This window comes from Pseudomonas sp. R62, assembly GCF_000257605.1.
GTDB classification, from domain to species: Bacteria; Pseudomonadota; Gammaproteobacteria; order Pseudomonadales; family Pseudomonadaceae; genus Aquipseudomonas; species Aquipseudomonas atacamensis.
Window position 1 is genome coordinate 484,656 of the sequence record NZ_JH635999.1, and the last position, 4,220, is coordinate 488,875.

A 4,220-nucleotide genomic window follows, 5' to 3' on the forward strand; every position below is an offset into this window, starting at 1 on the left:
CAAGGCCCGTGGCGAAGACTACAAGCTGCGCCTGGTCGAAGACATGCCGAACGAGCAGGCCATGGGTCTGTACTATCACGAAGAATACGTCGACATGTGCCGCGGTCCGCACGTGCCTAACACGCGTTTCCTGAAATCCTTCAAGCTGACCAAGCTGTCGGGCGCCTACTGGCGTGGCGACGCCAAGAACGAGCAATTGCAGCGCGTCTACGGCACCGCTTGGGCGGACAAGAAACAGCTGGCGGCGTACATCCAGCGCATTGAAGAAGCCGAGAAGCGCGATCACCGCAAGATCGGCAAGCGCCTGGGCCTGTTCCACACTCAGGAAGAGTCGCCGGGCATGGTGTTCTGGCACCCGAACGGCTGGACTCTGTACCAGGTTCTCGAGCAGTACATGCGCAAGATCCAGCGCGACAACGGCTACCTTGAGATCAAGACTCCTCAAGTCGTCGACCGCAGCCTGTGGGAAAAATCCGGGCACTGGGCCAACTATGCCGACAACATGTTCACCACTCAGTCGGAAAACCGCGACTACGCCATCAAGCCGATGAACTGCCCGTGCCACGTGCAGGTGTTCAATCAGGGCCTGAAAAGCTACCGCGAGTTGCCGATGCGTCTGGCCGAGTTCGGTGCCTGCCACCGTAACGAGCCGTCGGGTGCGTTGCACGGCATCATGCGTGTGCGAGCGTTCACTCAGGACGACGCGCACATCTTCTGCACCGAAGAGCAGATGCAGGCCGAGTCCGCTGCGTTCATCAAGCTGACCATGGACGTCTATCGCGATTTCGGCTTTACCGAAGTCGAGATGAAACTGTCCACTCGTCCGGAAAAACGCGTCGGCTCCGATGAGCTGTGGGATCGCGCTGAAGCAGCATTGGCTGCAGCCCTTGATTCTGCTGGCCTGCCGTACGATCTGCAGCCAGGCGAGGGTGCTTTCTACGGGCCGAAGATCGAGTTCTCGCTGAAAGATTGTCTCGGTCGCGTCTGGCAGTGTGGTACCTTGCAGCTCGATTTTAACCTGCCTGTCCGTTTGGGCGCTGAATACGTCTCCGAAGACAACAGCCGCAAACACCCAGTGATGTTGCACCGCGCGATCCTCGGTTCGTTCGAGCGTTTCGTCGGGATTCTGATCGAGCACTACGAAGGTGCCTTCCCTGCGTGGCTCGCGCCAACCCAGGCGGTGATCATGAATATCACTGATAAACAGGCAGATTTTGTTGCAGAGGTTGAAAAAACTCTCAACGAAAGCGGATTTCGTGCCAAGTCCGACTTGAGAAATGAAAAGATCGGCTTTAAAATCCGCGAGCATACTTTGCTCAAGGTTCCCTATCTTTTGGTTATCGGAGATAAGGAAGTCGAGATGCAGACTGTCGCTGTGCGTACTCGTGAAGGTGCTGACCTGGGCTCGATGCCCGTCGCCCAGTTCGCTGAGTTTCTCGCGCAAGCGGTTTCCCGGCGTGGTCGCCCAGATTCGGAGTAATTATTATTAAGCGTGAAATGAGACAAGATAAACGAGCTGCACCGAAAGCCCCGATCAACGAGAATATCTCGGCACGCGAGGTTCGGTTAATTGGCGCTGATGGCGAGCAGATTGGCATCGTCTCGATTGATGAAGCGCTTCGTATCGCTGAAGAAGCAAAGCTTGATCTGGTGGAAATCTCCGCCGATGCAGTCCCGCCTGTTTGCCGGGTGATGGACTACGGCAAATCGATCTTCGAGAAGAAGAAGCAGATTGCCGCGGCGAAGAAAAACCAGAAGCAGATTCAGGTTAAAGAAATCAAGTTTCGTCCAGGGACGGAGGAAGGGGATTACCAGGTAAAACTGCGCAACCTGGTACGTTTCCTGAGTGACGGGGACAGGGCCAAGGTATCCTTGCGATTCCGCGGCCGTGAGATGGCCCACCAGGAGCTGGGGATGGAACTCCTCAAGCGGGTTGAACAAGACCTGCTCGAGTACGGTTCGGTCGAACAGCATCCTAAGATGGAAGGACGCCAGCTGATCATGGTCATCGCCCCGAAAAAGAAGAAGTAATCAACAGGGCACGGCAGGCCTTCTGATTATGTTTATCAACTGAATGCGGAGTATCCGAACATGCCAAAAATGAAAACCAAAAGTGGTGCTGCCAAGCGGTTTCTGAAAACTGCTAACGGCATCAAGCACAAGCACGCTTTCAAGAGCCACATCCTGACTAAAATGTCGACCAAGCGTAAGCGTCAACTGCGCGGTAGCAGCTTGCTGCATCCGTCTGACGTGGCAAAAGTCGAGCGCATGCTGCGCCTTCGTTAATTTAGTCAAGAATAGAGGAAGTAACTCATGGCTCGTGTAAAGCGTGGCGTCATTGCCCGTAAGCGTCACAAAAAAATTCTGAAACTTGCTAAAGGCTACTACGGCGCACGCTCCCGCGTATTCCGTGTTGCCAAGCAAGCGGTAATCAAGGCAGGCCAATACGCCTACCGTGACCGTCGTCAGAAAAAACGTCAGTTCCGCGCTCTGTGGATCGCTCGTATCAACGCTGGTGCTCGTGTTAACGGTCTGTCCTACAGCCGTTTCATCGCTGGCCTGAAAAAAGCGTCCATCGAGATCGACCGCAAGGTTCTGGCTGATCTGGCAGTGAACGAAAAAGCGGCGTTTGCTGCGATTGTCGAGAAAGCTAAAGCCACCTTGGCTTAAGTACCCCCGACAGTCACCCGGTCTCACCTCTGTGGGGTCAGGTGTTAAACGTCATAAATAGGGGAAGAGCCTTCAAGCTCTTCCCCTATTTTGTATCTGGAGTCTGTACATGGAAAACCTGGATGCGCTGGTCTCTCAAGCACTAGAGGCTGTGCAAAGCGCTGAAGATATCAATGCCCTGGAGCAAATCCGGGTTCAATACCTTGGCAAGAAGGGCGAATTGACTCAGGTGATGAAGACCCTGGGGAATCTGCCGGCAGAGGAGCGTCCGCAAGTCGGTGCGCTGATCAATGTTGCCAAGGAACGTGTTACAGGCGTTCTCAATGCGCGCATGGCATTGTTTGAAGAAGCCGAGCTGGCTGCCAAGCTGTCTGCCGAATCCATCGACGTGACATTGCCGGGCCGTGGCCAGACCTCTGGCGGTCTGCATCCGGTCACCCGGACTCTGGAGCGCGTCGAGCAGTTCTTCACCCGCATTGGCTACGGCATCGCCGAAGGCCCTGAGGTCGAAGACGACTACCACAACTTTGAAGCGCTCAACATCCCAGGCCATCACCCGGCCCGGTCGATGCATGACACCTTCTATTTCAATGCCAACATGTTGCTGCGCACCCATACCTCCCCGGTACAGGTCCGCACCATGGAATCCAAGCAGCCGCCGATCCGCATCGTCTGCCCGGGCCGCGTCTATCGCAGCGACTCCGATATCACCCATTCGCCGATGTTCCACCAGGTCGAAGGCCTGCTGGTCGATCGCGATATCAATTTTGCCGATCTCAAAGGCACCATCGAAGAATTCCTGCGGGTGTTCTTCGAAAAAGAACTGGCCGTGCGTTTCCGTCCTTCGTACTTCCCGTTCACCGAGCCATCCGCCGAAGTCGACATGGAATGCGTGATGTGCAGCGGCAAAGGCTGCCGTGTCTGCAAGCAGACTGGCTGGCTGGAAGTGATGGGCTGCGGCATGGTTCACCCGAACGTGCTGCGCATGTCCGGCATCGACCCGGAAGAGTTCTCCGGCTTTGCCTTCGGCATGGGCGTCGAGCGTCTGGCCATGCTCCGTTACGGCGTGAACGACTTGCGTCTGTTCTTCGACAACGACTTGCGGTTCCTCGCGCAATTTCGCTAGTCGTAACGAATTCTTAGGAGAGCAGGATGAAATTCAGTGAACAATGGCTGCGTGGCTGGGTTAGCCCGCAGGTAGATCGCGATGAGCTGGTTGCTCGTCTGTCGATGGCCGGTCTTGAGGTCGATAGCGTTACGCCGGCCGCCGGTGTCTTCAGTGGTGTTGTGGTGGGCGAGGTGCTGAGCACCGAGCAGCATCCGGACGCCGACAAATTGCGCGTGTGCCAGGTCAGCAATGGCGCGGAAACCTTCCAGGTCGTGTGCGGAGCGCCAAACGTGCGCCCGGGCCTGAAGATTCCGTTCGCTATGATTGGCGCAGAGCTGCCGGGCGACTTCAAGATCAAGAAGGCCAAGCTGCGTGGCGTCGAGTCCAACGGCATGCTGTGCTCGCAAGCCGAATTGCAGGTTGGTGAGGGCAACGACGGTCT

Annotated in this window: 6 protein-coding genes; all 6 read left to right on the forward strand. The window is 56.2% G+C overall.

Translation table 11 applies throughout. The features are described 5' to 3' along the window. On the forward strand, positions 1–1,480 hold a 1,480-nt coding region (thrS, locus tag OQK_RS20605), incomplete at its 5' end, for a threonine--tRNA ligase (RefSeq protein ID WP_081489878.1). Beyond that, positions 1,480–2,031, forward strand: coding sequence for a translation initiation factor IF-3 (infC, locus tag OQK_RS20610; RefSeq protein WP_169432615.1), 552 nt, complete (start codon positions 1,480–1,482; stop codon positions 2,029–2,031). The genes thrS and infC, both read left to right, overlap by 1 nt. Positions 2,032–2,091: 60 nt before the next feature. Next, positions 2,092–2,286: a 50S ribosomal protein L35 gene (gene rpmI / locus OQK_RS20615; RefSeq protein ID WP_002553160.1), complete on the forward strand. Its 195-nt coding sequence runs from the start codon at positions 2,092–2,094 to the stop codon at positions 2,284–2,286. 27 nt (positions 2,287–2,313) lie between these two features. Next, on the forward strand, positions 2,314–2,670 hold the full coding sequence (rplT, locus tag OQK_RS20620) for a 50S ribosomal protein L20 (protein WP_002553161.1): 357 nt from the start codon (positions 2,314–2,316) through the stop codon (positions 2,668–2,670). Positions 2,671–2,779: 109 nt separating this feature from the next. Next, positions 2,780–3,796, forward strand: a complete 1,017-nt coding sequence (pheS, locus tag OQK_RS20625) for a phenylalanine--tRNA ligase subunit alpha (protein WP_003226365.1) — start codon at positions 2,780–2,782, stop codon at positions 3,794–3,796. A gap of 26 nt (positions 3,797–3,822) precedes the next feature. Further along, positions 3,823–4,220, forward strand: a 398-nt coding sequence (gene ytpR / locus OQK_RS20630; RefSeq protein WP_038861485.1) for a YtpR family tRNA-binding protein, incomplete at its 3' end; no start/stop codon positions are given.

Coding starts and splice junctions, on each gene's coding strand:
- rpmI (WP_002553160.1), top strand. CDS start 2,092: ATGCCAAAAATGAAAACCAAAAGTGGTGCTGCCAAGCGGTTTCTGAAA.
- rplT (WP_002553161.1), top strand. CDS start 2,314: ATGGCTCGTGTAAAGCGTGGCGTCATTGCCCGTAAGCGTCACAAAAAA.
- pheS (WP_003226365.1), top strand. CDS start 2,780: ATGGAAAACCTGGATGCGCTGGTCTCTCAAGCACTAGAGGCTGTGCAA.